The organism is Beduini sp., assembly GCF_047239305.1.
In the GTDB taxonomy this organism is placed as follows: domain Bacteria; phylum Bacillota_I; class Bacilli_A; order Erysipelotrichales; family Coprobacillaceae; genus Beduini.
Genome location: NZ_JBKTEM010000005.1, coordinates 16169 through 42197, shown reverse-complemented (window position 1 = coordinate 42197; position 26029 = coordinate 16169). Strand labels below are relative to the sequence as shown.

Below are 26029 nucleotides of genomic sequence, written 5' to 3'. Positions count from 1 at the left end.
TTTGTGCAACAAAATTTTAAATATACTCTATTTTATCTCTATTTTTAGTTACTAAACTAATCATCCGTGTCCATATATTTTAATTTACTCTCGAATTCTTTTACTTTATCAAAATCATTGTGAAAAGTATAATGCTCTATTAACAATCTGCAGATATTATTTCTACTATCAATATGCATTTTATTTCCCATTTTTTTCAAACAATAGAGTAACTTGTTTTCTGCTTTAATACTGTATCTTTTATTTAAAGTTAATTCAAGCCAATCAATTAAGTAAGGGAAAGCAATACCTGCATTTTTAGTTTTTCGCCCTTTAATTATGTAATCCTTACATTGTTTTCTTAAACCCAAACGATATGAGCATAGACCAGCTATAAAACAAATATCATCATCTAAACCAATCTTTTCAGCTTCTTGATAATACTTTAGTGCACTTTCATAATTATTAAGCAGATAATACGTCCACCCTCGATTTTTAAGTAACGTATAATCATAAATATGAATATGATTAGTATTAGCGTATTCTAAATTTTTATTGTTCTCTACCAATGCCTCTTTATACTTTCCTCGTAGCCGAAGACTATTTCCTTTTAAGATGTTTAATGCTACTAATCGTGGGGAGTTTCCAATAGATGTTGATAATTCAATTGCTCTATTTATCGACCTAACAGTTAAATCTTGATCCCCTAAACAAATATATATCATTGATTTAACATGATAGATATAAGAATCCAGTAATGGCTCAGGATTATAATTTTCTTCTACGTACATGCATAAACTAAGTGATTTATTGTAATCTTTATTAAAGTATAAAAAGCTTATTTTACTAATATAAAATATTTTCTGAAGTGAGGGTTCGAGTAAATCTATTATGCTATTAAAAATTGCAATATACTTAGTTACAAATTTCCATTCCATATATTTTACAGAATAAACTAGAAGTCTTAATAATATATGTACAGGATAAGCTACCGATTGCAATACATATTGATTAGCATTATCGACCTGATTACGAGAATATTCATCAAAAAGTTTATAAAATATCAATAATTCAGTAACCTTATTTAATTTTTCTAATGTTAAATAATAATATTTATCTTCTAAAGAAAAATTGATAGAGAAACGTGTCTCTAACAGTTCCCTATTATCTTCTGAAACCATTATTTTACCGTTCTCTATCCTACTAAGATTACTTTTACTCATATGGAGTTCATCTGCTACTTGTCCAACAGTTAACCCCAGTTCTTTTCGTTTAAACGTTACCAGACGGCGTTCATTTAAATTGAATTTTTCCATTACCCAAGTGGTCCGTTATCATTATCGCAAGGTCTTATACCATCATCATGCGCATGGGTACACCCTGTTCCTGTTACTTCGTTGTATCCACATTCAGCGTCATGTTGGTGATCACATGGAGTACCATGGATAGGGTCAAAGCTGCAGACTCCCAATACTAAAGCTACAACGGCTAGATTTCTCAATAATTTCTTCATATCATTTTCCTCCTCAAAATAATTTTACGAGTAGATTATATATTATTAATAAAAATTTATCTATAGCTTATTGTAGAAACTTGACAAAAGTGCAACGATAAAATTAAAAACCATCAAATGAGATCAAGTTTTATGTATTATTGTCAACAAATAAAGCAAGGGGTAAACGATTGGAAATCAATTTACCCCCTTATTTTCGTTATATTTTAGAAATAATTCAATTAATTTTTATATACGCAACGTCCATTCAGATAAGTTGCACACACTTTTATATCTTTAATTTTAAATGTATCTATCTTAAAAGGAGACTGTTCTAAGACAACGAAATCAGCAGCTTTGCCAACCTCAATGGATCCTTTTAAATTCTCTTCAAATGAAGCATAAGCACCATGAATTGTGAAAGACTGAATAGCTTCTTCAACACTTAAAGCTTGACTTGGAATATAAGGTCCCTGACCATGAGTTGAACAGCGTGTCACAGCACATTGCATACCTTTCAAGACATCCGGTAATTCAACAGGACAGTCTGAACCGTTTGAAGCGTGGCTGACATCAAATAAAGTTTTGAATGCATAGCTTGTTTGAGCCCGCTCATGTCCGACACGGTCTTCAACAATCATAATATCATAATCTAAAAAAATAGATTGGATATAAGCCTGTAGTTCTAATTCTTTAAATTTATCTAAAATATCAGGTCGAGTGATTTGACAGTGAACGATTCCATGACGATGATCTGTTCGCGGATGTCTGGTCAATGTTCTTTCATAGGCTTCGATAATCATATCGGCTGATTTGTCTCCGATTGAATGAATAGCAACCTGCATACCATGACTTGATGCATAATCTACCATTTCATTCAATTCATCTTGAGTAAATACCTGAACACCGGTACGTGTTGGATCATCTGCGTAAGGGACTGACATTAACGCAGTTCTTGCCCCTAGAGAACCATCTGCCATTAGCTTTAACGGACCAATTTTAAAGTGTTCCGTTCCTTTACCGGTATTATAGCCATCATGTAAAAATTCTTTTAATGTATCTAACCTAGTAAAATGCGATTGTTCATAAAGTTTTATCGTCATCTTGTTTTCTTCATCTAATTCTTTGAATGCCTGCAAAATATCTTTATAGTTTTCAAATACCACTAAATCATCTGACTGTGCTGATGTAATGCCATATGTGTTTAATTCATGAAACGCTTTAACAAGCATTGTTTTTATTTCATCTACTGTGGGCTGAGGGACTTTACTATAAATAAGGTTTAAGGCATTTTCTTTAAACACTCCATTTAATTCATTATCAACGACCTCAAATTCTCCGCCTACTACTGGTTCCATATTCGGTGTTAATCCTAAAAGTTCGATCGCTTTTGAATTGCATACCAACACATGACCACAGGCACGGGTAATTAAGATCGGATGTTGAGTAGATACTGAATCAAGGTCATAACGTGTCGGAAAACGATGAACATCATTAAAGAAGTCATGATTCCAGCCTCTTCCTTTTACCCAGCTGCCTTCTGGTATATGATTCTTTTGAATATATGTCTTTAAGCATTCTAATACATCATTAAGAGATGTTGTGGCAGCGGCTAAGTTTGCCATATTTAATGTATAACCAAAATTTAAGACATGCATATGACTATCATTAAATCCTGCCGTGACAAACTTATTTTCCAGATCAATTACTGCTGAAGCTTCATCTGCATGTCGCAGAGCTTCTTCATTCGTACCGGCATAGATAAATTGATTATCCTGTACCACAAAGGCTTCACAGAATCCCTGAGTAACAGTGTAAACCTCCCCATTGATATAAATTGTTTTCATGATTCGCTCTCCTTTATATTAAATCTATTTAAATTCTAGCGCATTTTAGTGCGGACTGCCAGTTATTTATGTTTTATCATTTTTTTCACTCTTAAAGAAAAAACACATTGTTGTACTAAATGTCTATATAAGTTCATTTTCTAATAGTGATAAAATAACTTGTGCTGCCTGATTTGAGGCTTTTTCTTCGTTTTCTTCATAAGTATCAATGGCTTCGTTCCCCGCTTCATCACTGGCACAACGAATAATCAATAATGGAATATTCTCCAACTGACATACCTGTCCAATTGCGGCACTTTCCATGTCGACCATTTCTGCCTGATAAGTTTTCGCTAAAAGCTTTGCTTTTGCTTCATCTGCAATAAAACTGTCTCCGCTTATGATACGACCAACCTTAGCAGGAATTTTCATTATCTCCATATGTTTTAGAGTTATATCAATCAATCCCAAATCACATTGAAAGGCGCTTAAACAAGGTGGAAATTCAATCATTTGCTGTGGATCGACATCATGATACGTTACCTCTTTTGCCACAACAAGATCAAGTGGGCGAATGTCACTTCCGATTCCACCCGCAATGCCGCTGTGAAGAAGACAATCCGGTTGAATCGCATCAATCATATGTTTCGTACAGTAAGCTGCATTGACTTTTCCACAGCTGGTGATCGTAAGATAAATATCATATTTTTTATAGTGTCCGTAATAAGTTTTTAATCCATGGTTATCACTTTGTTCAACTAAGCCAAAGTGTTTAATATAGTCTGCCGCTTCTATTGTCAAAGCAGTTATAATTCCAATTTTCATCCTCTTCTCCTTTTAAAAAAAGCGGTCATTGACCGCTTAGAATTTTAAATTTCTTGGTGTACGTGGATAAGGAAGCACATCACGAATGTTTTGAACACCTGTAATATACATGACTAAACGTTCAAATCCCAATCCGAATCCGGCATGCTTAACACCACCGTATCTTCTTAGATCCATATACCATTGTAATGATTCCTGATCAACACCCATTTCATCCATACGTGCCGCTAAGACATCATAGCGTTCTTCTCTTTGACTTCCACCAACTAATTCTCCGATTCCCGGAACTAATAAGTCCGCTGCTGCCACAGTCTTACCATCATCGTTAACACGCATATAGAAAGCTTTGATATCTTTAGGGTAATCTTTTAAGAATACTGGTCCTTTCACCACTTCACTGCATAAATAGACTTCATGTTCACTGGCAAGATCAATTCCCCATTCGACCGGATATTCAAATTTCTTCCCTGATTTAATTAAAATATCGACAGCATCACTATAGCTTAAACGTTTAAATTCAGAGTTTAAGACGTGAGTTAAACGATCCAATAAGGTTTTATCAACAAATTGGTTTAAGAATTCCATTTCTGCCGCTCCGTTGTCTAATACATATTGAATACAGTATTTTACCATATCTTCAATAAGGTTCATATCATCATCCAAATCGGCAAAGGCAATTTCCGGTTCGATCATCCAGAATTCACTTGCATGGCGGCTGGTGTTAGAGATTTCTGCTCTGAAGGTAGGACCGAATGTATAAACATCTCTAAACGCTAAGGCAAAAGATTCTACATGTAATTGTCCTGAAACTGTCAAAGAGGCTTTCTTTCCAAAGAAATCTTCTTCATAGTTGCCATCATTTCGAGTTGTAACGGTGAAAGTTTCTCCTGCTCCTTCAGCATCGTTTCCGGTAATGATTGGAGCGTGGATATAGACAAATCCTTGATCTTGGAAAAATTCATGGATTGCCATTGCAAGTAATGAGCGGATTCTAAATACTGCCATAAAAGTATTAGTACGAGGTCTTAAATGTGGTATCTCTCTTAAATACTCCATACTATGGCGTTTCTTTTGCAGCGGATAATCTTCGTCACAATCTCCCTCGATCGTGATTTCAGTAGCTTCGATTTCGAATGGTTGTTTTGCGTCCGGTGTCAGCTTAAATTTTCCTAAGATTTTTAAAGCTGCTCCGGTTTTTACTTTTTTGATTTCATCAAAGTTTTTTAAACTTTCTTGTAAATACACAATTTGTGCATTTTTGAAATATGTTCCATCATTTAATGCAATAAATCCTACTTTTCCATTATCACGATTTGTACGTACCCATCCTTCGATTTCGACGTATTCCAATGATTCACTTTCTACGATATTTCCTGAAATGACCATTTCATATAACTCTCTGATTGTTTCAAACTCAAACATGGTTTCTTTCCTCCTTTTGTAAATAAAAAAGCCGTTCCTAAAAAGGAACGACTAAGCGCGGTACCATCCTTACTTCATCTTTAAAAAAGATGCTCTCTAAGCTTTAACGCCGCTAAGCGAGATAGTCTACTCACATTTCTCCTATCTAGTTCATTGAGTGTTACATAGCATCTAAGTGTTTTGCTTTCACCATCCAAAACTCGCTTAATAGGCGATGTATGCTCTCAAATCATTACTTGTACCTATATTATTACCATCTTCCTAAATATTTATCAATACTTTTTTTACAATTCCTCTTCTACATCATCATTTAGATGCATTTTGATTGCCAATTCCTGAATAGCGACAACTACATCGACAGTTTGTACCTCAACACCCGGACGTACAGTAAAGTGCGTATGGGTGAAATCGACGATTCCCTTAATTCCTAAATCCATTAAACGATTGACCGTTTCTTGAACATTCTGAGAAATAGCTAAAATTGCGATCTTGCACCCTTTAGGGAAATTTCCTTCTAAATCATCAATATTATAAAGTTTAACTCCGAATCTTTCTCCCACTTTATTTGGATCTAAATCAAAGGCACAGACAATTTGTCCCACGGTGTACTGCCAGCGATTATATTTTAAAATGGCACTTCCTAAATTTCCAACCCCTATTAAGATAATAGGTTCATGTAATCCTAATCCTAACACTTCGTTAAAGATATCAATCAAATGCTTGACATCATACCCTTTTCCTCGGCGCCCTAAATTCTCTGTTTTAGAGAGGTACGTAAAATCACGTCGGATCGTTGTATCTTGAATCCCCGTGGCTTCATAAAGTTCACTTGATAAAAAGACTTCTTTTCCTTCATGCTGCATTTTACGCAATGCTTTTAGATAAATAGGATATCTTGACATGGTGGCTTTTGATATTTTCGGCATTTTTTTATCCATCAAATCATCCTTTCTTCCTTTATTTTACCTAAATTCTATAGTTCTTACAACACCAAACTTGGTCTTGCACTTAGCTTTAAGTCTGCAAAGCATTTTTGATCGTACATATAGCTTCCTGCCATGGCAATCATTGCCGCGTTATCCGTACAGCACCATAATGGCGGTAAGACAAGCTCAATCGGTTCTTTTTCAAATGCCGCCGTCAAATCTGCTCTTAGCTTAGAGTTGGCACTGACACCACCGGCCACGATAACCTGTTTCACTTCATAGGCTTTTGCGGCACGCAATGTCTTGCTGACTAAGATGCCTAACGCCGCTTCTTGGAAAGAACATGACAGATCTTCCTTATTGACTTCTTCATGACGCTGATCCATTTTATGTACTAAATTAATCACCGCTGACTTTAGTCCGCTGTAAGAAAAATTATAAGTATCATCATCCAATGGTCGAGGCAAAGGATAGATCGGTTTTCCGTTTTTAGCTAAGCGGTCAATTTCCGGTCCACCGGGATAAGGCACATGAATCACCCTTCCCACTTTGTCATAGGCTTCACCGATCGCATCATCTAAGGTGGTTCCGATGATTTCAAATTGAAGATGATCACGCATATAGACAAGTTCAGTATGTCCGCCGGAAACAACAAGTGCCATCAATGGAAATTTCAGTTCACTGACTAACTGATTGGCATAGATATGCCCGGCAATATGATGTACCCCAATCAAAGGTTTATCACAGGCATAGGCTAAAGTTTTAGCCGCCTGCATTCCGACATGCAAAGAACCGATCAGTCCCGGTCCGCGAGTCACGGCAACTGCATCAATCTGCTCCATTGTCATCTGTGCTTTAGCCAAAGCGTCTTTAATAACATAGGAAATATTTTCTACATGCATGCGGCTGGCTAATTCAGGTACAACTCCGCCATAAAGCTTATGGGTCGCAATTTGTGTCGATACAACATTAGCCAGTAATTCTTTCTTATCTTTTAAAATAGCAGCTGCGGTTTCATCACAGCTTGATTCAATAGCGAGTATAACAGCCATTATTGTTTCACCTCTTTCATCATTAAATGTGCATCCTCAATAGGATCTGTATAATAATTCTTTCTTACCGATACCTGTTTAAAGCCAAAGGATTCATATAGTGAAATAGCAGGGGTATTACTGAAGCGAACTTCGAGCGTAAAGATCGGAGCATTATTTTTCACACCATCTTCTAAGCAGTACGCAACAAGCTGTTTGGCATATCCGCAGCGTTGATAACGTTTCCCCACTGCTACATTAGTAATCTCGACATAAGGATTTTTGATCCAGTAGCCGATGTAACCTACGATTTCATTATCCATGCTTAAAACGATGTAGGTTGCAAAAGGATTCTGCGTCAGTTCAAAGATAAAGTCTTCTTCTTTCCATGGGCTGCTGAACAGTTCTTTTTCCAGCTCTAGGATTAAAGGCAAGTCCTCGATCTGCATCTTTCTTAGCATTGTTTCTTTGCCTCCACCCCTTTGATATAAGTGGGAACTAAACGATCACTTTCTTTTATATACGGTACTTTTCTGCTTAATAAATAGAGATTGTCACACAATGGAATCTCATCGACTAATGCCACTACCGGAAAATCGGGATGCTCAGCCTTAAATGTTTCAAAAGCTTCTGCTTCCATTAAAGTATCCTCCATTAACGGTTCACCGTTTTCATACATACCGACATAAAGCTTATTGCCTCTGGCATCAATGATCGGAATGGCTTTTTGATCTCCTGCAAGCATCGCTAAAGATGAAATAGCCTTTAAACGAATCGGCATCACACTGCTTAATGTTTTAGCAATCGTCATCGCAATGCGAACTCCGGTATATGATCCCGGTCCTAAAGAAACGACCATTTCATCAATGTCTTTCATTTGCCAGTGCTGTCCGTCCATCAAATCTTTTAATACCGGAATGGCAAGTTCTGACTGCTGTTTCAATGCTTCCAGCTGACGGCTGGCTCTTAGCAGTCCATCTTCATATAATGCGATCGCTAAATAATGATTTGATGTATCCATTACAATTGTTCTCATGCCAATACCTCCTTGCATAATGCTTCATAAGTAAATCCATGTGGGACAAATTCAATAGTTCGTGTTTGTTCGTCTACATATTGAAGATTGATCTCCAAATATTCTTCCGGTATATCTTCCTGCATATACATCGGCCATTCAATAACACTGAGTGCCTCACTGTCGATATATTCTCCAAATCCCAAATCTTCATAGCCGTCTTCTAAGCGATAAGCATCAAAATGATACAATGGGAGGCGTCCGCTATGATACTCTTTTAATATCGTAAAAGTAGGAGAATTGACAATTTCTTTTACTCCTAAGCCTTTGGCAATACCTTTTGTAAACGTCGTTTTCCCAGCTCCTAAATCTCCTGTTAATAGAATGACTGTATGCTTCTTGATTGCCCGTCCTAGTTTTATTGCAATACCGTTTGTTTCTTCTACACTGTTTACCGTTACTTTATACATATTATCACCCACCTCATTTTAACAAGTTTTATAAAAGAAAAAAAGTAGAATACCACTACTTTTCCTTCCGTTTAAATTCCTGATACACATGATACCAATGTTCACTAAATCCATGCTTGAAAGGCCCAATGGATGTTTTTGCCATCTCGATCAGCTCTTCTAACTGTGACCTCAAAATAATATCTAATTCATCAGGATAATGCATTTTGCGCTGATGCTGACGGTACTCCTCTTCATCAAGCACTTTGTATTTACAATCAGGAAAAACTTTTAAATCCAGATCATAGTCGATATATTTTATTGCCTCTCCATCCCAAAGACTGGGACTAGCTAAGTTACAATAGAAATATACTCCATTATTCCTTATCATACAAATTACATTATACCATTCATGGTTAGGAAAATAACAGATTGCCGGTTCCCTCGTACACCAGACTCTACCATCCGCTTCTGTCACCAATGTCTTAACATTGATTACAATCGTATGATCCTCATTTGCATCAAGAACTAAACCTTTAGACCAACTGCGATGAATCTTCCCATCATGTTTATAACTATGGATAAGGACTTCATCGCCTAACTTAGGTTTATTCATGACCTGCCTTCTTTCTATAACGTAAATATTATACACAATTTACAGATAAATAGATAGTCTCAATTTTATTTATCGAAGATGGTCTTTAAAAAACAAAAAAATGGTTCCGGATATACAGTTTCATCAAGGTGTTATTCCACCATTTGCCGATAGTCGGAACTTTCCTTTTCTTTTTATATTCTTTATTTTCTGCATATCTTCTTCCATTTTTTGTTTTAAATTCGTGTAATAACTCGAATACACGCTTATTTTAACAAAGGCAAAATGAAAAAACTGTCGAAACAACGTAACAATTCAAAGATTTTTGATAAATTTACTACGTTTTTAGTATTCCTTAGGTTATTTACTCTTATCCCGTTTTCTGCCTTTGCGCTTTTTTTAGTTTTCCTCCCCTTGATTCCCAACTAAAAAAAGACTTTATTACTTGGTTTGTCCCTCTCACCTCCACGTTACCATTCTAACAGAACTTTAAGTTTCGATAAATAGGTAAGTGTGTCTACACATTTCTTGCATATTTGAGTTTTTATTTAAATATCTTGTCGGATTATGTCTAAATAATTTTGTTGATACACAAAAAAAGCAGCTTTATAAAAAAGTTGCTTTTTCAACTAATTTAGGGAAACTCACTTTGAATTTCACATTTAAACTCCGTTTGATCCACTGTTTATTGCGTAAATCCCCTAAATTTCATTACTTATTTCCATTACTCAACCATTATAGCAAATCTCACTATGAATGATAGTCATGTGTGTGTATACACACTACAGCTTGACAACCTTCTTTAATTTTGGTAATAAAACCATCACAAGAACGAAACAAACTACTAAAGTTGCCAAATTATAAGGTAAATTGTAGATAAAGGAATACCAATATTTACTCATTCCTGCTGGCGTATTCTGATAAAAAAGGAAGACTCCGGAAAAATAATGAGATAAAAACTTCAAAATCATCGCAAAACCTATTCCAATAGGAACCTCCCAGCCGTTTTTTAAACGGATATTTTTAATCAGTGCCGCTAAGCCACATACTCCAAATGGAATTAAATAGTCTAATGCAACAGACCACCATCCCCAAAAAGTAGCGATCCCCACTGCAAATAAAATGATGGAAGACCCTACCCCTACAATGATGCCGCCTTTAACACCTAAAAGGTAAGACGCCAAAAAGATGGCGATCAATGAAAATGAAATATTGCCGCCAAACGGCATGCCGGGCATTGCCCGATTGACAAATTCCATTGCGACTTCTAAGGCGATGAACATTGCGATATAGCTCATCCATAATACTTTTTTGTTTTTCATACTTTCTCTCCTATCTTTATATAATGCCACCGCCAAATAAAAAAGCTTTCCAAAGCGGAAAGCCAATAGTTCCTATTTAGCTCTCTCTACGCTGGTATTATCCAGTATCAGATTCAAAGGGTTGAACATTGGTTCTCTCAGCAGATGCACCCCTGGCAGATATTATGATAGAACCATTCCCCCTAAATAGCAAGTATTTTTTATAGGAAGCTTGTTAAATAATTAACACATTTTAGTATGGTCTTTTCTTATAAATAGGCATATAATAGAATTGATTTTAAAAAAAGGGGTGTATTTATGGCAAAAATTATTTCTGTTAATGCAGGAAGTTCATCATTAAAATTCCGTTTGTTTGAAATGGATGACGAAACTCCGATCACTTCCGGAGTTATCGAAAGAATCGGATTTGACGATGCGATCTTTACAATCAAATACAACGGTGAAAAAGACGTAAAAACATTACCAATCAAAGATCATAAAGTAGCAGTGCATTTGTTGCTGGGAGCTTTGATTGATAAAAAAATTGTTAATTCTTTAGACGAAATCAAAGGTGTTGGTCACCGTGTGGTTCATGGTGGAGAATATTTCAGTTCTTCAGCTATCTTTGATCAAGATACAGCAGATAAGATCGATGCGATCAGAGCGTTGGCACCTTTACATAACCCAGCTCATTTAACCGGTTATTATGCATTTAAAGAAGCCATTCCTACTGCTGGAGCGGTTGCGGTATTTGATACAGCATTCCATCAGACAATGGAACCAAGTTCATATATCTATCCAATCCCATATAAATATTACACTGAAAATAAAGTAAGAAAATACGGGGCACATGGGACTAGCCACTTCTATGTATCACAAAAAGTTATTGAAAAATTAGGAAATCCTGAACATTCAAAGATCATTGTTTGTCACTTAGGTGCTGGTGGAAGTTTAAGTGCTGTTAAAGATGGAAAATCAATTAATACTTCAATGGGATTAACTCCGTTAGCAGGTATCATGATGGGAACTCGTTCTGGTGATGTTGATCCTTCTATTATTTCTTATATTTGCGAACAAACAAATATTTCTGTAGAAGAAATGATTGATATCTTAAATAAACAATCTGGTCTGTTAGGTGTTTCTGGTGTTTCAAGTGACTTCAGAGATGTTGAAAAGGCAATGAAGGAAGGGAACGAAAGAGCGAAATTAGCAAGACAGATTTTCGTAAGACGTGTTGCTGATTATATCGGACGCTACTTTGTTCAAATGGGTGGATGTGATGCGATCGCCTTTACAGCTGGAATCGGTGAAAACTCATTCAGCGGTCGTCATGATATCTTAGAAGCTATCAAAGAAGCTTTAGGAATTCAAATCAATGAAGACATCAACCATGAAGCAATCGGTGAAGAAGCCTTAATCAGTACACCTGAATCAAAGATCAAAGTCTTTGTTATCCCTACTGATGAAGAATTAGTCATTGCTAGAGATACTAAACGTTTATTAAACTTATAATAAAAAGAGCTTCGGCTCTTTTTTTATTTCAGTAAATTGTTTTCAACAAATTCTTTAATCACTTCTCGATCAGTAAAAACAGGACAAAACGGTTTTCTTAAATCTAATCGCTGCATATCGATAGAACGTATATCACTCAGCTGTATTCTGCTTTTTAATCTTTTCCCATAATATTCAATTTCTATATCCATCTCAAACTGAGGATGGCACGGTTTAGAATCTTTTTTTATAGATGTACTCGGAATGACTAATGCTTTATATCCCAGATCTTTTAGTACATAACACCAATGACCATCCATCAGTTCTTTGGGGAATCCACGCCCAATATTGAAATATGCCATTTGATGTTCCTTAGGTCGATCATGCAAACGATAATAAGTGCTTGCACTTTCACCGGAACCTTTAGGGACTAGATTGCAGTAGAAATATTCTAACTGATTGGTTAAATGCAGCAGGGAACAGCAATATTTTTCAACATCATACATACCTGTTTCTTTAATATGAGATAGGGATTTACTGATTTCAAATAAATCTTCATTCATACCCATAAAATTATCCTCCTAATTCACTATTCACATTTTTTCTCTTATTTACTACACTTTCAGTATTCACTCTTTTTTTGATTTCATTCATATCTTCCCAAAAGTAAATCATCAAGAATTCTTCAAAAAACGATTCAATCCTTAACATTCTTTCTATATTAGTGAATAATTCCTGCTATAAAATGACTTTAAAAATTTATTTTTATAAGAAACAGTGTTATAATGTTGTACAGGAGGGCAAAGTTATGACAAAAGTAGATTTAAGTGGTTATGCAAAAAAATTTGAGGATGATGTGACATCTTTCAATGACTATGAAGCGACAGATTATGTACGCTCATTAAAAAACGAGGGGTTGCTTGATGAAGCGATTGAAGTTGGCAGTACTTTCCGTTCAATGTGCCCAAACTTAAAAGGATATATCAACCAATATGGATATGCCTTATACAATAAACATATTAATATCCCGGTAAATAAAATTTCTGAAAATGAATTTCTATTCTTCAGTTTTGCCAATGATATTTTGGGAATGTGCAAACAGGAGAAGTACTCTCCATATGAAGTCACTGTCAATCGTATGATCAAGTACATCACTTCACAAAATCCAATCAATTATGACAAATATCTTGAAACATTAAAATTATTGGATCCAAAGTTGTTATCTGATCAGCCGTTACTGATCAAAGAAAGAAATCAAGAAGGCGAATCGCCATTGGAAAGATGGTATCGCCAGATGGTCAAGGTACATTATGATATGCAAAATTACAAGGACTGCATTACTTATGCAAACAATGCATTAGCGATGATCCATAATTTCCATTATCGTAATTTACAATGGATTAAATATTATCGTGCATGCAGTCAAGTAGCTTTAGGCAACTATGAAGAAGGTCAGCGTGATTTTTTAGCCTTGCAGGGACAGATTAGAGATATCAATTTCTATGAAGTATTGTATACTACGTATTCTTCATTGAATGATGATAAGAAAGCCAACACATTCCTGCTTTATGATCTTTATCAAAGCGGATATGATGTTACTAAAACCGATCTATTTAAAAACTTGTTAAAGGCATGTCAGAAAGCGGAATATACAGCTTTAGCTGATCTTGTTTCATTATTCTTGAAGAAGGTTGAAAAAGAAGCCGGAAAAATCGCAGAAATTGAAAATGATCCCTATGCCAATGAAGACAGTGGAATCATTTATGATCGTTTGATGGAAGAACTGACAACTCATTTAGATAAACTGGTTGAACGTGTTCAAGGCAAAGTCATCTATTACAACAAAGAAAAACAATTCGGTAACATCAAGACACCTCAGGATGATACAATCTTCTTTAGACAAGCAGATTATATTTATGATGAAGAAGTGCAAAAATATGATGTTGTTGAATATACTGTTATACCGGCATATGATCGTAAAAAAGATGAACAGACAAGCCGTGCAGTGTTACTAACACTTGAATATTCAGACTAAAAAAAGGGAGCAATCCCTTTTTTATTTATAGTATTTATTTTTTATTAAAAAATTCTTGATCTTACTTACCGAATAATCGCTAATGACATGTTCGATCAGACAGGCATCTTCACTCGCCTGCTCTTCTTCTATTTCCAACACCTTTTCAAACAACAGCTGAATGACATGGTGCTTTTCACATATAAATTTAGCTTTTTCTTCACCCGCAGGAGTAAGTAGGATATCATGATATTTTTCATTAATAACAAGACCATATTCAGCTAATACGTTCATCGCATTATTGACGCTTGCCTTGCTTACATTTTTCTTTTTGGCAATATCACTGACTCTGGCTTTTTTGCCGTTTTGCTGGAATTCATAAATGATTTCCAAATAATTTTCCATTGCGATTGTAATCCCGCTCATAATATCACTCCTTGTGCTTAGAATACCATATTTTTAAACGTTCTACAAGTTTCACTCTTTTTTTATTTATGGCATAGTCTATAGAGAATGGAGGAAAATATGGGACAACTACTTGCTTTACCTGCTTTACTGATAGTATTTCTATGCTCACTATTTAACTGGTTTTCTACTTTTCTTGGCTCAACCCTTGTTTATTTAGTGAATGACCATAATCATAAGCTAAATGAGATTGCTTTGGGAAGTTCATCTGGGATCATGATTGCTGCTACTTTCTTTTCTTTATTAATGCCTGCAATCGATCTGCTGGAAGGACAGCCAAAATATTTTCTAGGTTTTTTACCGGTTGCTTTTATGGTCGGGGCGATCTTTGTCGGTTTGATGGATCGTTATTTACCGCATGAACATCTTTTGACCCACGAAACGGAAGGAAGATCATCACATTTTTCCAGAGCCAAACTGCTGATGCTGGCGATGACTCTGCACAATATTCCTGAAGGACTTGCAGTTGGCGTTGCTTTTGCAAATCCAAATCCGGAAGCACGCATTGCCGCATTAATCTTATCGATTGGAATTGGAATTCAAAACTTTCCGGAAGGCTTAGCTATTTCTTTACCGATGCATCAAGCCGGTACATCTAAATTTAAAGCCATGATGTATGGGCAATATTCCGCAATGGTAGAAGTACCCGCAGCCTTACTTGGCTATTTAGCCGCTACTGTTTTCAATTCAATTCTTCCTTATGCCTTAGCTTTTGCCGGTGGTGCCATGCTGTTTGTCGTTGTTGAGGAGCTAATTCCTGAAAGTAAAAAGAATGATGCGACGATTTTAGGTTCTTTAACCTGTATGGTTGGATTTATTATCATGATGGCTCTCGATATCCTATTAGGATAAAATCAATGAAAGGAACTGGCTTTTTTAAACATAAAGTCAGTTCTTTTATACAAATGATTTCTCAATAGTAAAATTGTTATCTCAACCTTTTATTAATTTTACTTACTCAATAAGCGTTTATAAGTAAAATCAATGAAAAAGGCACCAAGCGGAGCTGTAATTAAAATAGCTAAAACCGCCACAGTTAATATGATATCCCCACAAGCTAATCCCATCGCTAAAGGTACACCACCAATAGCCGCTTGTACTGTTGCTTTGGGTGTATAAGCTATCATACAAAACAATCGCTCTTTTTTATCCAGTTTTGTTTTTACCAGACAAAACCAGACTCCTAACATTCTAAAAGCAAGGACACCAAAGATTAGAATAATTGCCATTAACCCAGCTGACAAGGCATAGCTGAGATCGACCGTTGCGCCTACCAAAACAAACAGGATGATTTCTGAAGCAACCCACAGTTTGTTAAACTTAGTGGATAAACGCACAGCGACATTTTCACGTTTTCTTTGCATTATAATTCCCATACTCATGATTGAAATCAATGCAGAAAAAGGAATAATAGTTGAAAACTGATCCTCTAAACTCACTAATATAAAGGCGATACATAATAGGATAATGACTTTCGCCGTATCACGGATATGCACATTTTCAAAATATTTAGCTAGAATTCCGCCAATCACAATCCCAATCAGTACTCCCAAAATAATTGAAATCGGAATGTTAATAAAGCTTTGCACGGATACAGCATTTCCCTGAGCTAGACCGGTAAATGCAGAAAACATAACAATGACAAAGACATCATCAACCGAAGCTCCCGCTAATATAAGTTGGGGAATACTGTTCTTAGCTCCATACCCCTCTTCCATCAGTTTCAGCATCTTAGGTACGATCACAGCAGGAGAAACTGCTCCGACAACAGCTCCCATGATCGCTGCATCTAATAAAGATATTCCCAGCAATTTAGGCGCAAGAAGAACCATTCCTAAAATTTCAAAACATGCAGGTATAAAGCACATTAATATGGCTGGTCTGCCTACTTTTTTAAGATCATTTAAATCTAAAGACAAACCGGCTCTCATTAAAATAATGATCAAAGCAATTCGCCTTAAATCAGATGATATATTCAATATAGAACTGTCAATTAAATTCAAAAGATTTGGTCCTAATAAGATCCCGGTGATAATCATTCCGGTCAAACTAGGTAATTTAATCTTCTTGCAAAACCATCCCATAAACATTCCTAACATTAAAATATAAGCAATACTTAACAACATACAACTTCCTCCTTTGGCATAAAAAAAGCTAATGCCCCTACATTATGAAATGTAGAAGTCATTAGCTCGTAAGCAGTTTTAGTTTCATCACTAAGGGAGAACTTCATTCCCTGCAAAAAGTATAAAGTTTTGTCAGAGATTTGTCAACAATAAACTATTAAGTTTTTCATACTACATTCATCTGATTATAAATACCCATATGCATGCAGTAATGGTCTGCTCATTTTAAGGTTTTTAATGACATTTTCCTGGGAAATATGATAAATTTCTCCTGTCTTCAACAAATTTCAAAAAAATTTATATAATAATCAAACAAAATATAGACTTAAATTAGCGAATGATTATAAAGCAGACAAGATGTCCATTAATTCTTTTAAATCTTTGGCAATATAATCGGCTTGATATTCCTTCATTTCCGCTTCATCGCCATAACCATATAAAACGCCGATCGCTTTTAATTGGTTTTGATGTGCCCCGACAATATCATGCTGTCGGTCCCCAACCATAATGGCAGTGTTTGGATTTGAAATCTTTAACTGATTTAAAGCGTAAGCAATAACATCTCCTTTTTTAGAACGGCTGCTGTCCATTGTTGCTCCGCAAATTTCTGTGAAATAATGAGAAAGGTGGAAATGATCCAATATTTTTTTCGCAAATTCTTCCGGTTTACTTGTTGCTACAGCTAATATGTATCCTTTATCTTTTAGTGCAGCTAATAAATTTTCCATGCCGTCATAGACCTCATTTTCATACAGACCTTTATCACTGAAATATTCACGATAATAGACAATCGCTTCTTGTGCTTTTTCCTGATTAAACCCGTAATATTCCATAAAGCTATCGACTAACGGCGGTCCTATAAAGCGCAGTAAATTTTGATAGTCTTCATCAATTCCATAATGTTTTAATGCATAGCTTACTGCGTTGGTAATTCCTAATGCAGGATCTGTCAATGTTCCGTCTAAATCAAACAAAATTGTATTCATCTATATACCTCCGTTCTTTTCGTCATATTCTATCATGGTTTATTAAAAAAAGAAATGCTTATTTGTCTTCTCTCAACAAATAGGCATTTCCATCTTGATCATAGAAAGTAAACATCTTGCCGTAAGGCATATCAATCACCGGATCCACTTTTACACCGCGATCACTCAACATTTGAAACGTAAACATGACATCTGGACTTGAAAGTAAAATCGAAGGATGTTCTAGGTTGGTATTGGGATTTTGCTTCTTCATCATATCTTTATTATATAGAACAAAACTTGTTTCAGCATCCTTTGGACATACTTCCAGCCAATAATGGTTTTCTCCCATTGGCTGTTTCATCTTTACTTTAAAATCAAGTTTTTCTACCCAGAAACGTTCAGCTTCTTCTTGATCTTTTACATATAGGGTAATTTTTGAAATGGTTTTAATCATTTTATCATCTCCTCTTTTAGCGTGGCTGTTTTCTTTTTATTTAAACATAAGATATGCTATAATGGGGAAAATATTAAAGAGGACTTAACAAGATGATACAAAATCAATTTACAATAAACATTATAGGTGACAGCATTGCAGCCGGTCAGGGCTGTTCTGCTTTTTGTCATACAAATGAAGTGATCTTAGAGCTTGATGATAAAATCTGGTATCGCAGTAAGTCCCAAAACAGCTGGTCTGCCCTGCTTGAACAGGATTTAAGATCTGACTATCCTGATTTGAATCTGATTAACAATGGCTGCTGCGGAGCGGATTCTGCTCAAATTTTAAAAGGGCTTGATCAGCTTTATCATCAGGAAAATCTAGTTTTATTGCTGGTAGGAGCAAATAACCGTAAAATCCCAAATGGGATGGAACAGCTTCGTTTGGATTTAGTCTCAATGATTCATCATTTTGAAAAACATGGTAGTCAGGTCGTTTTAATGACACCGCCGCCATCAACTATCGATAACGAAAGTTATCCCAATCGTCTTTATCATTTAGACGAAGTTACCCAAATTATTCGTGATACTGCGTTTCATTTTGATTTATTATGTGTTGATCTCTATGCGCTGATTCGTGAATACAGTAAGCTGCATTCGCTGACGATTGAAGAATTAATGGAAGAATCAGAATGTTTAAGCGATGGCTTACACCCAACTAATAAAGTACAGGCATTGATGGCTGACTATACAAAAAAACGGATCTTTTGATCCGTTTTAAGCTTTAAACTGCATATTATACAATTTTGCGTATTCACCATCTTTAGCAAGCAGTGTTTCATGATCGCCTTGTTCAGCGATCCCGTCTTCTGTCAGTACAATAATACGTTTAGCGTTTTTAATAGTTGATAAACGATGTGCAATCACAAACGTTGTACGATTCTGAGCTAGTTTTTCCAATGATTCCTGTACCACTCTTTCACTTTCATTATCCAAAGCACTGGTTGCTTCATCAAAGATTAAGATTGGCGGATTCTTTAAAAAGACACGGGCAATCGATAAACGCTGTTTCTGTCCGCCCGATAATTTTACCCCGCGCTGACCGCAGTCGGTATTATAGCCTTCCGGCAATTCCATGATGAAATCATGTGCATTTGCATTTTTAGCGGCTTCTATGATTTCTTCATCTGTCGCCTCCGGCTTCCCATAACGGATATTATCCATGATCGTTCCGGCAAACAAATAAACATCCTGCTGAACGATTCCGATATTTTGTCTCAGCGATTTTAACGTTACATCTTTAATATTCTGATGATCAATTAAAATCTGTCCCTCGCTTACTTCATAGAAACGTGGAATCAAGCTGCAGATTGTTGTTTTCCCGGCACCCGAAGAACCTACTAAAGCGATATATTCTCCACTTTCAACATGCAGATCAATATCTTTAAGAACATAATCCAAGCCTTCTTTATATTTGAATCCGACATGTTCAAAAGTGACTTCACCACTGACCTGCTTCAGTTCAACGGCATTAGGCTGATCCTGAATATCAGGTTCGATTTCCAGCATTTCCAAGAAACGGTTGAATCCTGTAATTCCTTCTGCAAATTGTTCAGTAAAATTAATCAGCTTTTTAACCGGATCAATTAAGTTATTGATATATAGAATAAAAGCAATTAAATCCGGTGTAGACATCTGTTGTTTCCCAATTAAAACAGATCCTACAATGATGACTGTGACTGTGATCATACTGATGAAGGCGCTTAATCCCGAATGATACCCTCCCATATACTTATAGCTGTTTTTCTTACTTAAAACATACTGGTTATTGTTGTAAGCAAATTTTTCTTTTTCCTTTTCCTCGTTCGCAAAAGACTGCACCACACGAATCCCGGAAAGATTATCTTCAATACGGGCATTGATATCCCCAATCTTACGTTTATTGTTGGTAAATGCCTGATTCATCTTCTTATTGAAATAAGAAGCAAAGATAACCATAATCGGTAAGAAAGCAAAAACAATCAGTGTTAATTGAACATCGATGGTCATCAAAATAATGAATGCCCCGATAAACTTAATCAGTGAAATCAGTAAATCTTCCGGTCCATGATGATACAACTCAGTCAATGAAAATAAGTCATTGGTTAAACGTGACATCAATTGTCCGGTTTTTTGATCATCATAGAAGCTAAATGACAGTTTCTGATAATGAGCAAACAATTCTGAACGCAGATCACGTTCCATTTTAGCTCCCATGACATGTCCCTGATACGCAATAAAATAGTTGCAAATATATTCTACCGCAACTAAAACGATCATAAAGATCCCCAGTTTATAGATCGCATTGAATTCAATTGGCTCTATCTGCAAGATCGTTCCGGTAATATAGCGTGTTACCATCGGGAATACCAAGGTCACTCCCGCCGCAATGCTGGCACATATCATATCGGCTATAAATAAAGCTTTATACGGTCGATAATAAGAGATAAATTTCTTAAATTTCTTCACATTTTTCCCTCCCCTGTTTACTCGATACATTTTACAGGATTTTAAGGCAAATATCAACATAACCTCACAAAATATTTAGGTACCTCTCACATATAATGAATAAAGGAGGTGTCCTATGTTTATTTTATCTATTTTATCCGGATTAGCATTATTCTTATTTAGTATTACTCAGATTTCATCACTCTTAAAAAGCTGTGTGACGGATTCTGTCAAATTAAAGATTTCCAAATATGCCGATAATCCTTTTTTATCATTGTTAGCGGGAACTATTTTAACGGGAACGATTCAATCCAGCTCCGGGACGACCGCAATCATTATCTCACTGATTCGTGCGGATATCGTCACCTTTAAACAAAGTATCGGCTTTATTATGGGAGCCAATTTGGGAACCACGGTGACTGCATTTATTACCGGTATTGAGATTAAAGGCTTAGCACCGTTATGTTTAATTTTAGGCATTGTTTTCTATATGGTCAAAAAAGACTCCAAGCTCGCACTGGGAATCTTCTATTTTGGTCTTTTGTTTTTTGGTATCACCTTGATGGAAAGCGAACTCGTTAAGATTCTTGAATTTCCTCAGATTCAGGGACTAATTCTATTGATGTCTCAGCATAAACTATTCTCGTTTATTTTCGGTATCCTGCTGACTACCTGTATCCAGTCTTCAAGTGCCTTTGTTGCATTGATCCAGCAATTATGCTTTTTGAATATCATCAATCTGCCGATTGCCTTATTTATGATTACAGGAAGTAATGTCGGAACAACCATTACCGCTTATATTGCCAGTCTTGGCGGCAGTAAAGAAAGTAAAATGGCAGCGATGTATCACTTTCTATTCAATTTAATCGGTGCTGTTGTCTTTATTATTTTCTACATTCCTATCTATAATTACATCTTGACCTTTGTTGTACCTGTTAAAATGCAGCTGGCTATTTTTCATGCCCTATTCAATCTCGTTTCAATCATTGCCATTATGCCATTTAATAATATGATTTCCAAATGTATCGAAAAGATGTTTCACTATTCTTCTTTTTCATAAAGCAAATGTGCCTGTCGCAGATGCTTTTCAATGCGTTCAATCGTCTCGGTATCTTTTATGCGAATCGTATGAAGGTGAACCCCATTAGACAGATTGGAAAGAAGCGGTGCTTCCTGAGCTTGACAGCTTTCAATAAATTCACGTACATCATGGCGTGTCATTAAATGAAGATTGCCACGTAATTCGCCATATAACGGATGTTCTATAATAACATCTACGACTTCTCCGCCCTCATCAACAATAATATTTAACTCTTCTTCCATCTCATCACGTGTATGTATACAGGCAATTTGAGCAGTCATGCCTGTTTCTTTAGCTTCTTCTAGTAAATAGCCGCGAGGGGTTGCGAAAATCTTTTCCCCACTTGCTCTCAGTAAGGCAATATCCCCGACAATCAACTGACGACTGACACCCAGCATTTTTCCCAATTTTCCGGCACTTAAAGGAGTTTTCGTCTCTCTAATCAATTCTAAAACTTTTGCCTGACGCAATTCTTTTTCCATATCTTCACCCCTTACTCCCCATTATAGCAAGGTTTCAAATTAATTAAAATAGATATTTTTTGTAAGAAAGCGAAATATCACAAAAATATTTAGATAATAGGAATAAACTATTGAAAAGACTAATAAAAAAGCGTATTATTACTTATAATCATTAAAAAAGGGGATTATATATGGATATCAAGATAACACGAAGTACACATTTAAAAGAAAAACCGGATCAAAATCATCTTGGTTTTGGGAATTACTTTACCGATCACATGCTGACGATTGATTATGATGAAGGGCAAGGATGGCATGATGCCAGAATTACACCTTATGAGCCGATTGCCATGGATCCTGCCGCTATGGTGCTGCATTATGCACAGGAAACTTTTGAGGGATTAAAAGCTTATCGTAATCCAAATGGGGATGTTATGTTGTTTAGACCGGAAATGAATGCACGAAGAATGATTAATTCTAATGCCCGCTTATGTATGCCGGCTTTACCTGAAGAAATGTTTATTGAAGCCGTCGAAGCGATCGTTAAATATGAACAGGATTGGATTCCAACAGCACCGGATACATCACTTTACATTCGTCCTTTCATGTATGCCGCTCAGCCAAGTGTGGGGGTTCATCCGGCGAACAGCTATAAGTTTATCATTATCCTTTCACCGGTAGGCGCTTATTATCCAGAAGGTGTAAATCCGATTAAGATCTGGGTAGAAGATGAATATGTTCGTGCTGTTAAAGGTGGAACCGGATTTACAAAATGCGGAGGCAACTATGCTGCCAGTGTTGCAGCACAGGTTAAAGCAGAACAAAAAGGCTATACACAGGTACTATGGCTTGATGGCGTTCATCGTAAATACGTTGAAGAAGTGGGAACAATGAATATCATGTTTTATATCGGTGATGAGATTATCACTGCCCCAATCGATGGTTCTGTACTTCCCGGTGTAACACGTGATTCCATGCTGAGACTGCTTAAAGACTGGGGATATAAAGTCTCTGAAAGAGAATTAAGCATCGATGATTTAATGGAAGCCGGACACAACGGTACTTTAAAGGAAGTATTTGGGACAGGAACCGCAGCGGTTATTTCCCCTGTTGGAGAATTGAATTATAAAGAGGATATTGTCACAATCAATGATTTCAAAACCGGACCATTAACACAGCGTTTATATGATACATTAACCGGTATTCAATGGGGAAAAATAGAAGATCCATATCAGTGGACAAGAATTATAAAGTAAAAGAGACGCTTTGAGCGCCTCTTTTTATATACTTATGTTAGCAAATACAATGTAACATATATTTTTATTATTTTGTCATTTTTTCTAAACTAGAAAGCTACATCATCAGTAAGGAAAGCTGATAAACAACGAGTGAAACGATGTAAGCTGTTCCGGTTTGAAACAAGGCACAGTACAGGGCTTCCTTTAGTGATCCCAGTTCTTTTTTAGTTGCAGCAAAAGCTGCTACACAAGGCATATAGAGTACCGTAAACACTAAAAAGGCAAAGGCACTTTGAGGGGTAAAGATCGTTTGCAGCATCTGACTTAGCATCATGGAATTATCACTGCCAAGGAGAACCGTTAGTGTAGATACAACTGATTCTTTAGCTGTAATTCCGGTAATCAGAGCTGTAGAAGCACGCCAGTCATCAAATCCCATCGGTTTAAAGATTGGGGCAACAAAGTTTCCAATAGACGCTAAAATACTGTTTGAACTATCAGCGACTAAAGTCAGGTTCCATGAAAAAGACTGTAGGAACCAAATAACCATTGAAGCAATAAAAATAATCGTGAACGCTTTCTTGATAAAGTCTTTTGCTTTTTCCCACATATGCATCAAAACACTCTTGTAAGAAGGAATGCGATAAGCTGGTAATTCCAATACAAAGGGAACCGGTTCTCCTTTTAATACGGTGCTTTTTAATAGTAATCCTGATAAAATCGCAACAAAGATTCCAATACAGTAAATCGTAATCATGACTAAAGCCGCTTTCTCTGAAAAGAATGCCGCAGTAATCATTCCGTAAATCGGAAGCTTGGCACTGCATGACAGAAAGGGTGTCAGCACTATGGTCATTTTACGGTCACGTTCAGAGGATAAGGTACGTGTTGCCATGATCGCCGGCACACTGCAGCCAAAGCCGATCAGCATCGGTACGAATGAACGTCCGGATAACCCCAGTTTTCTTAAAAACTTATCCATTACAAAAGCAACACGCGCCATATAACCACTGTCTTCTAATAAAGATAAAAAGAAGAACAAGACGACAATAATCGGCATGAAAGATAAGACACTTCCTACCCCGCTGCAAATACCGTCAATGATTAAAGATTGGAGCAGATCGTTCACCTGCCAGGTCTGCAATAAGCCTGAAAGCATCTGATTAAATTGATCAATGCCTCCCTCTAACAATTCCTGAAGAGGTCCGCCAATAACACTGAACGTTAAATAAAAGATCAGGAACATAATTCCAATAAAGATCGGTATCGCTAAATATTTATTCGTCAATAATTTATCAATCTTTTCAGAACGAATCTGTTCATTCGTTTCGCCTTCTTTAAACACACACTGCTGGCAGACTTTCTCAATATAGTTATAGCGCATATCCACAACTGCTGCTTCGCGATCGGTCTGCAGGTTTTTTTCCATTTCTTCCACAATATGATGAATAATGTGACATTCTTCATCTGTTAAGCCCAATTCTCGTTCTAAATGTTCATTTCCTTCAATTAAGCGTGTGACAACATAGCGATTTGGCAAACGCAGACGATCAGTATGATCCTCAATTAAATGGCGAATCGCATGAATCGCACGATGGATCTCCCCGGAACAAAAATCAACATGGTGAACCGGCGGACGGTTTTTGACCATGGCATTGACCTGATTGACCAGGTCAATGATACCGTCTCCCTTGCTGGCTGAAATAGGATATACCGGTATTCCTAAAGCCTCTGATAACCCTGATACATCAATGCTGTTTCCGCTTCCTACTACCTCGTCCATCATATTTAAAGCAATAACCATTGGAATGTTCAATTCCATCATCTGTAAAGTAAGATATAAATTTCTTTCGATATTAGTTGCATCTATAATATCAATAATCAATTCCGGACGGTCTTTCAATAAAAAATCCGTTGTCACAATCTCTTCCGATGTATAAGGAGTTAACGAATAAATTCCCGGCAAATCAACGATTGTAATATCTTTATGCCGTTTCATTGTTCCCATTTTCTTTTCAACTGTTACTCCCGGAAAATTACCCACATGCTGATTTGATCCGGTCAACTGGTTAAACAAAGTAGTTTTCCCACAATTTTGATTTCCTACTAAAGCAATCAAATGTTCCACTATTTTACCCCCTTCACCGTAATCTTAGCTGCATCTTCTTTTCTGATTGTCAATACATAGCTTCTTAAATAAACTTCGATAGGATCCCCCATCGGTGCTATTTTTCTCACCTTTATTAAAGTATTGGGCGTTAACCCCATTTCCAGCAATCTCTTTCTCAATAAACCTTCTCCCCCGACGGTTTCGACGGTAGCACTCATCCCCGGCTGTACTAAATCTAACGTCATAATTTCACCCCTTTGCCCTATTATAGCAAAAAAAGTTAAACGCTTCA

The 26029-nt window shown here is 36.3% G+C and carries 27 protein-coding genes and 2 riboswitches; of the genes, 6 read left to right on the top strand and 21 right to left on the bottom strand.

Translation table 11 applies throughout. From position 1 onward, the window contains the following. Positions 1-56 precede the first annotated feature (56 nt). The 12 genes from ACLRVU_RS09275 to ACLRVU_RS09220 all read right to left on the bottom strand — a co-directional run bounded on the left by ACLRVU_RS09275 (position 57) and on the right by ACLRVU_RS09220 (position 10882). Positions 57-1295, bottom strand: a complete 1239-nt coding sequence (locus ACLRVU_RS09275) for a tetratricopeptide repeat protein (RefSeq protein WP_412891611.1) — start codon at positions 1293-1295, stop codon at positions 57-59. Beyond that, a complete protein-coding gene (locus tag ACLRVU_RS09270) occupies positions 1295-1492 on the bottom strand; it encodes a hypothetical protein (RefSeq protein ID WP_412891610.1) in 198 nt (65 codons plus the stop codon). Before ACLRVU_RS09270 ends, ACLRVU_RS09275 begins: the two co-directional genes overlap by 1 nt. Positions 1493-1713: 221 nt before the next feature. Further along, positions 1714-3318 (bottom strand): amidohydrolase, encoded by a 1605-nt coding sequence (locus ACLRVU_RS09265; RefSeq protein WP_412891609.1) that lies wholly within the window; start codon positions 3316-3318, stop codon positions 1714-1716. Positions 3319-3441: 123 nt separating this feature from the next. Continuing rightward, positions 3442-4122 carry a 5'-methylthioadenosine/adenosylhomocysteine nucleosidase gene (locus ACLRVU_RS09260; protein WP_412891608.1) on the bottom strand — a complete coding sequence of 227 codons (681 nt, stop codon included), beginning with the start codon at positions 4120-4122 and terminating at the stop codon, positions 3442-3444. Between the two features lie 36 nt (positions 4123-4158). Beyond that, complete coding sequence (gene asnS, locus ACLRVU_RS09255) at positions 4159-5544, bottom strand: asparagine--tRNA ligase (RefSeq protein ID WP_412891607.1); 1386 nt, start codon at positions 5542-5544, stop codon at positions 4159-4161. A 284-nt stretch (positions 5545-5828) separates the two neighbouring features. Beyond that, positions 5829-6482: a redox-sensing transcriptional repressor Rex gene (locus ACLRVU_RS09250; RefSeq protein WP_412891606.1), complete on the bottom strand. Its 654-nt coding sequence runs from the start codon at positions 6480-6482 to the stop codon at positions 5829-5831. Between the two features lie 44 nt (positions 6483-6526). Next, positions 6527-7522 carry a tRNA (adenosine(37)-N6)-threonylcarbamoyltransferase complex transferase subunit TsaD gene (tsaD, locus tag ACLRVU_RS09245; protein WP_412891605.1) on the bottom strand — a complete coding sequence of 332 codons (996 nt, stop codon included), beginning with the start codon at positions 7520-7522 and terminating at the stop codon, positions 6527-6529. After that, positions 7522-7962, bottom strand: coding sequence for a ribosomal protein S18-alanine N-acetyltransferase (gene rimI / locus ACLRVU_RS09240; RefSeq protein ID WP_412891604.1), 441 nt, complete (start codon positions 7960-7962; stop codon positions 7522-7524). The genes tsaD and rimI overlap by 1 nt, the downstream gene beginning before the upstream one ends. Then, on the bottom strand, positions 7956-8537 hold the full coding sequence (gene tsaB / locus ACLRVU_RS09235; protein WP_412891603.1) for a tRNA (adenosine(37)-N6)-threonylcarbamoyltransferase complex dimerization subunit type 1 TsaB: 582 nt from the start codon (positions 8535-8537) through the stop codon (positions 7956-7958). Before tsaB ends, rimI begins: the two co-directional genes overlap by 7 nt. After that, a complete protein-coding gene (gene tsaE / locus ACLRVU_RS09230) occupies positions 8534-8986 on the bottom strand; it encodes a tRNA (adenosine(37)-N6)-threonylcarbamoyltransferase complex ATPase subunit type 1 TsaE (RefSeq protein WP_412891602.1) in 453 nt (150 codons plus the stop codon). The genes tsaB and tsaE overlap by 4 nt, the downstream gene beginning before the upstream one ends. Positions 8987-9041: 55 nt before the next feature. Next, the gene (locus ACLRVU_RS09225) at positions 9042-9581 is read right to left on the bottom strand and encodes a DUF402 domain-containing protein (protein ID WP_412891601.1); all 540 of its coding nucleotides are present in this window, start codon (positions 9579-9581) and stop codon (positions 9042-9044) included. A gap of 761 nt (positions 9582-10342) precedes the next feature. Then, positions 10343-10882: an energy-coupled thiamine transporter ThiT gene (locus ACLRVU_RS09220; protein ID WP_412891600.1), complete on the bottom strand. Its 540-nt coding sequence runs from the start codon at positions 10880-10882 to the stop codon at positions 10343-10345. A gap of 65 nt (positions 10883-10947) precedes the next feature. Beyond that, positions 10948-11046: riboswitch (TPP riboswitch) on the bottom strand. A 133-nt stretch (positions 11047-11179) separates the two neighbouring features. Between ACLRVU_RS09220 and ACLRVU_RS09215 the strand changes: the two genes are divergently transcribed. Beyond that, positions 11180-12373, top strand: a complete 1194-nt coding sequence (locus ACLRVU_RS09215) for an acetate/propionate family kinase (RefSeq protein WP_412891599.1) — start codon at positions 11180-11182, stop codon at positions 12371-12373. Between the two features lie 23 nt (positions 12374-12396). Here the strand turns inward: ACLRVU_RS09215 and ACLRVU_RS09210 are convergent, their stop codons facing one another. After that, positions 12397-12921, bottom strand: a complete 525-nt coding sequence (locus ACLRVU_RS09210) for a hypothetical protein (protein ID WP_041138145.1) — start codon at positions 12919-12921, stop codon at positions 12397-12399. Positions 12922-13160: 239 nt separating this feature from the next. On the opposite strand from ACLRVU_RS09210, the gene ACLRVU_RS09205 reads away from it, so the two are divergent. Next, entirely contained in the window at positions 13161-14387 is a 1227-nt protein-coding gene (locus tag ACLRVU_RS09205) for a hypothetical protein (RefSeq protein WP_412891598.1), read from the top strand. A gap of 21 nt (positions 14388-14408) precedes the next feature. Here the strand turns inward: ACLRVU_RS09205 and ACLRVU_RS09200 are convergent, their stop codons facing one another. Further along, on the bottom strand, positions 14409-14792 hold the full coding sequence (locus ACLRVU_RS09200; RefSeq protein WP_412891597.1) for a metal-dependent transcriptional regulator: 384 nt from the start codon (positions 14790-14792) through the stop codon (positions 14409-14411). Positions 14793-14891: 99 nt separating this feature from the next. On the opposite strand from ACLRVU_RS09200, the gene ACLRVU_RS09195 reads away from it, so the two are divergent. Continuing rightward, the gene (locus ACLRVU_RS09195; protein WP_412891596.1) at positions 14892-15683 is read left to right on the top strand and encodes a ZIP family metal transporter; all 792 of its coding nucleotides are present in this window, start codon (positions 14892-14894) and stop codon (positions 15681-15683) included. Positions 15684-15781: 98 nt separating this feature from the next. Here the strand turns inward: ACLRVU_RS09195 and ACLRVU_RS09190 are convergent, their stop codons facing one another. The 3 genes from ACLRVU_RS09190 to ACLRVU_RS09180 all read right to left on the bottom strand — a co-directional run bounded on the left by ACLRVU_RS09190 (position 15782) and on the right by ACLRVU_RS09180 (position 18379). Continuing rightward, positions 15782-16957 (bottom strand): cation:proton antiporter, encoded by a 1176-nt coding sequence (locus ACLRVU_RS09190; RefSeq protein ID WP_412891595.1) that lies wholly within the window; start codon positions 16955-16957, stop codon positions 15782-15784. Between the two features lie 45 nt (positions 16958-17002). Next, positions 17003-17077, bottom strand: a riboswitch (Fluoride riboswitch). Between the two features lie 221 nt (positions 17078-17298). Then, positions 17299-17943: an HAD family hydrolase gene (locus ACLRVU_RS09185; RefSeq protein WP_412891594.1), complete on the bottom strand. Its 645-nt coding sequence runs from the start codon at positions 17941-17943 to the stop codon at positions 17299-17301. A gap of 58 nt (positions 17944-18001) precedes the next feature. Continuing rightward, positions 18002-18379: a VOC family protein gene (locus tag ACLRVU_RS09180; protein WP_412891593.1), complete on the bottom strand. Its 378-nt coding sequence runs from the start codon at positions 18377-18379 to the stop codon at positions 18002-18004. Between the two features lie 92 nt (positions 18380-18471). Between ACLRVU_RS09180 and ACLRVU_RS09175 the strand changes: the two genes are divergently transcribed. Then, positions 18472-19131 carry an SGNH/GDSL hydrolase family protein gene (locus ACLRVU_RS09175; protein WP_412891592.1) on the top strand — a complete coding sequence of 220 codons (660 nt, stop codon included), beginning with the start codon at positions 18472-18474 and terminating at the stop codon, positions 19129-19131. A 6-nt stretch (positions 19132-19137) separates the two neighbouring features. Here the strand turns inward: ACLRVU_RS09175 and ACLRVU_RS09170 are convergent, their stop codons facing one another. Then, a complete protein-coding gene (locus ACLRVU_RS09170; RefSeq protein ID WP_412891718.1) occupies positions 19138-20898 on the bottom strand; it encodes an ABC transporter ATP-binding protein in 1761 nt (586 codons plus the stop codon). An 85-nt stretch (positions 20899-20983) separates the two neighbouring features. Here ACLRVU_RS09170 and ACLRVU_RS09165 point away from each other — a divergent pair, with 85 nt between their 5' ends. Next, complete coding sequence (locus ACLRVU_RS09165; protein ID WP_412891591.1) at positions 20984-21907, top strand: Na/Pi cotransporter family protein; 924 nt, start codon at positions 20984-20986, stop codon at positions 21905-21907. Here the strand turns inward: ACLRVU_RS09165 and ACLRVU_RS09160 are convergent. After that, entirely contained in the window at positions 21889-22410 is a 522-nt protein-coding gene (locus ACLRVU_RS09160; protein ID WP_147551619.1) for a transcription repressor NadR, read from the bottom strand. The genes ACLRVU_RS09165 and ACLRVU_RS09160 overlap by 19 nt on opposite strands. 170 nt (positions 22411-22580) lie before the next feature. Here ACLRVU_RS09160 and ACLRVU_RS09155 point away from each other — a divergent pair, with 170 nt between their 5' ends. Then, positions 22581-23645, top strand: a complete 1065-nt coding sequence (locus ACLRVU_RS09155) for a branched-chain amino acid aminotransferase (RefSeq protein WP_412891590.1) — start codon at positions 22581-22583, stop codon at positions 23643-23645. Positions 23646-23742: 97 nt separating this feature from the next. Here ACLRVU_RS09155 and feoB read toward each other — a convergent pair whose 3' ends face one another. Beyond that, complete coding sequence (feoB, locus tag ACLRVU_RS09150) at positions 23743-25758, bottom strand: ferrous iron transport protein B (RefSeq protein WP_412891717.1); 2016 nt, start codon at positions 25756-25758, stop codon at positions 23743-23745. Then, entirely contained in the window at positions 25755-25982 is a 228-nt protein-coding gene (locus ACLRVU_RS09145) for a FeoA family protein (protein ID WP_147551613.1), read from the bottom strand. The genes feoB and ACLRVU_RS09145 overlap by 4 nt, the downstream gene beginning before the upstream one ends. Between the last annotated feature and the right edge of the window lie 47 nt (positions 25983-26029).